Raw genomic sequence first — 3,643 nt, forward strand, 5'->3', positions numbered from 1 at the left:
GATTTACAACAAAATATCGGCAGACTTGATTTTTTCCTCCCTTTTTTATCAAGAAAAAAGGGAGTTGCCCCCGCGGCAAAGAGCGGTTCTAAACAACAAAATTACCTCATGAACTCACAAATAAGATTTGGTGAACGCAACCAATCCTTGCTCCTTGTTCTTTGTTCTTTATTCCTTGTTCTTTGCTCCAACCAACCACTAAAAGCTAGATTTCTCCTCCTTACAGGCAGTCGAAAAGACGCAACTATTAAAGTAACCACAAACGAAAAAACCAACCAACCAACCAACCAACCATAAACAATGTTGCGTGGTATGGTGATAACACCAAGCACACAGAAATGGTAGATGTTTATTTAAGTGATTTAATTTTATGTTATCTTTAAACAACCAAACCGTTTAACGCCAACTCCATATGTCCAAGAAAGAAATTATTTCTACATCACCTATTATTCCAGACGAAATTGTGATGAACCAAATTTATTTGGTACGTGGGCAAAAGGTAATGCTAGATAGAGATTTGGCAGCACTTTACGGTGTAGAAACAAGGGTGTTAAAACAAGCGGTTAGAAGAAACCTAGATCGTTTTCCTGAAGATTTTATGTTTGAGATTACCGAAGGCGAACTAGATGAGATGGTATCACAATCTGTGATACCAGACAAGAAATCTTTCGGCGGCGCAAAGCCCTTTGCTTTCACAGAACAGGGCGTGGCTATGTTATCTAGCGTATTAAACAGCAAGCAGGCCATACAAGTGAATATACAAATTATTAGGGTGTTTACTAAACTGCGTCAGCTGTTAACAGACAATACAGAACTGAGATTAGAAATAGCAGAAATAAAAAACATACTGGAGAAGCATGCTAAAATGCACACCAACAATAGTAAAAATATGGAAGTGGTGTTTAAATATTTGGATGAGTTAACCGAGAAAAAAGAACAAGTAACCAGTAACAAAAAACGTATTGGCTACGAGATTGGAAAGAACAAGAAATAAATTATGTATAACAACAGTAACTGTTGCACAACTCCCTCAAAAAGCAAAAACCTCGGCTTATTTTAGCGTTACCAATAAGTAATTTCTCCTTGGTTTATTGTTCGCATAGGGGGTACTTAAATCCATTTTAAAAACCCAAGGTCTCCAGACCGTAATAGCGCATACATACAAGCTTTATTATAGCAAAAGCTTAGATCTCTCCTCCTTGCAGCTTTCCGAATACTCGGAACAAGCAGTTGAAAATGACGCAACGATTAAAGCGACCAACCAACCCCCTCCTTGTTCCTTGTTCTTTGCTCCTAATTACCAATAATCAAATACCAATAAATAAACAAACGATCAACAAAGAACAACAAATCACCAAAAGCTAGATTTCTTCCCCTTACAGGTAGTCGAAATGACGCAACTATTAAAGTAACCACAAACGAAAAAACCAACCAACCAACCAACCAACCAACCAACCAACTAACCGTTCCCAAGCACTCACTAACGGCCTTCGAGATTTTGGCAGGAAAGACCAAACTCGACATTGCATTTACGTTAAACACGCACACACAAGCAAGAAAATAGAGCGTTACACCAATACCAATAAAAGCACCAACCATAACGCTCATCCTTTCTTGCGCAATAAAAGTCAAGTTTGAGGATTTACAACAAAATATCGGCAACCTGTACCCATTTATCGGTAGACTTGATTTTTTCCTCTCTTTTTTATCAAGAAAAAAGGGAGTTGCCCCCGCGGCAAAGAGCGGTTCTAAACAACAAAATTACCTCATAAACTCACAAATAAGATTTTATGAAAAAACCAATCCTTGTTCTTTGCTCCTTGTTCTTTGTTCTTTATTCCTTGTTCTTTGCTCCAACCAACCACCAAAAGCTAGATTTCTCCCCCTTACAGGCAGTCGAAAAGACGGAGAGTTGAGAGGGAGATGCAATGGGCAATGCTACTCCACTTTGGTTTATTGTTCGCATAGCGGCCACTTAAACCCATTTTAAAAACCAAGGTCTCCAGACCGTAATATGGCTATAATAAATTCTAATTGAAAAAATTGTAGTTAATAATTATCGAACTCTCAGGTTATAATTGCAGATTGTTCACCACTTACATAATTACAAAACTAACTCATAGTGTACCGAACGTCCAGCTCCAATAATCTGTAGAGCTCCAATCTCAGTTAAATGTTGTAGATCACGAGTTGCTGTGGCTTTGGATGTCTTCGTAATTGCAATATATTTCTTTGCCGTCATTCCTCCTTTAAAACCCTCTATACCTGTTTCAAACATTTTATTCATAGCTTTCAACTGTCTTTCATTAAGCCGATTTTGGAAATAATCATAAAACTTAGCCTTCATCACAGTAAATTCAACCATTTTCTTAGCTTCTATCTGTGCCTGAAGGATGATATTTGCGAAATACTCGACCCATTCTGTAACTTCTAATGCTGACTGTGCCATTTTCAAAGCATCGTAATACTCATTCTTATTTCTTTCTATAACTTTAGAGATAGACAGTAGCACCGGACTTCCTAATGTATAGGAAAGAGCGTATTCGGCCAGTGCTCTTCCAATTCGTCCGTTACCATCTTCAAATGGATGGATACTTTCAAAATACAAATGTGTAATTGCAGACTTTACTAAAGAAGCACTGAAACGATCTTTAGTGCCCAATTCTCCAGAATTGAACCAATCAACAAATTGTTTCATTTCCATAGGTATTTTAGATGAATCTGGCGCTTGAAAATGTACAATCTCTTTACCGTAAGCTCCCGAAACAACCTGCATCGGTTCTTCACCTTGTCTCCATCGACCTGCCCTTATTTGAGCGAATGATTCCATAAGTATTTTATGCCATTCCAAAATCATTTCTAGAGATAAGTCTTCTTTATAAGACTCTCTTACTACAGTCATTAATTTAGCAATACCAGCAACACGCTTGTCGTGTACTACACTCGTACCTTTTAACCCTAAATTTCTTTTAATTGAAGACATCACGTCTGCTCTACTCATATACTCACCCTCTATTTCCGATGTTTTAATAGCTTCGGCAATTTGGATTTCAATTAATGTTTCTTGTATTTCAGTTTCATTTAAGGCCATAATTAAACCATTAACAAGCCCTAGTTCTTCTGCAAAAAAAACTGCTTTAGTCCGAATATTTTCAACAGAATACCTAAAGTTAGGCCATTCATTATATTGCCAATTGTACATTATGAGCCGATTAAAAAATTTATTCAACTCAAATATAGTTAAATTTTGAGCCGATTAGAAAAGAGAATTGGCTCATTCCCTAGTCTAAAGATTAGGATAGCTCTATTTCCCGCATCTTTAGACTAATAATTTATTGATCGAAACAGGTTAAGCTAATTGGTTGCTTACAGAAAACAGCGAATCTTCGACATAATCTTCCCCCTTGGTTTATTGTTCGCATAGCGGCCACTTAAATTCATTTTAAAAACCCAAGGTCTCCAGACCGTAATAGCGCATACATACAAGCTTTATTATAGCAAAAACTTAGATTTCTCCTCCTTACAGGCAGCCGAAATGACGCAACTATTAAAGCAACCACAAACGAAAAAACCAACCAACCAACCAACCAACCAACCAACCAACCGTTCCCAAGCACGCACTAACGGCCTCCGAAATTTTGGC

At 37.5% G+C, this 3,643-nt stretch carries 3 protein-coding genes; 2 read left to right on the forward strand and 1 reads right to left on the reverse strand.

All coding sequences use genetic code 11. The features are described 5' to 3' along the window. Together B3I52_RS10055 and B3I52_RS10060 are read left to right on the forward strand one after the other, a co-directional pair. The coding region (locus tag B3I52_RS10055; RefSeq protein ID WP_293300906.1) for a hypothetical protein at positions 1–297 on the forward strand (297 nt) is incomplete at its 5' end. Positions 298–412: 115 nt separating this feature from the next. Further along, positions 413–994: an ORF6N domain-containing protein gene (locus B3I52_RS10060; protein ID WP_293300908.1), complete on the forward strand. Its 582-nt coding sequence runs from the start codon at positions 413–415 to the stop codon at positions 992–994. A 1,110-nt stretch (positions 995–2,104) separates the two neighbouring features. On the opposite strand, the gene B3I52_RS10065 is transcribed toward B3I52_RS10060, so the two are convergent. Next, complete coding sequence (locus tag B3I52_RS10065) at positions 2,105–3,202, reverse strand: Fic family protein (protein ID WP_293300910.1); 1,098 nt, start codon at positions 3,200–3,202, stop codon at positions 2,105–2,107. Positions 3,203–3,643 lie beyond the last annotated feature (441 nt).

It is taken from the genome of Pedobacter sp. UBA4863, assembly GCF_002399615.1.
Taxonomy (GTDB): domain Bacteria; phylum Bacteroidota; class Bacteroidia; order Sphingobacteriales; family Sphingobacteriaceae; genus Pedobacter.

Bases quoted from the DNA above. Each gene is read 5' to 3' on its own strand.
- B3I52_RS10060 (WP_293300908.1), top strand. From the start codon at position 413: ATGTCCAAGAAAGAAATTATTTCTACATCACCTATTATTCCAGACGAA.
- B3I52_RS10065 (WP_293300910.1), bottom strand. From the start codon at position 3,202: ATGTACAATTGGCAATATAATGAATGGCCTAACTTTAGGTATTCTGTT.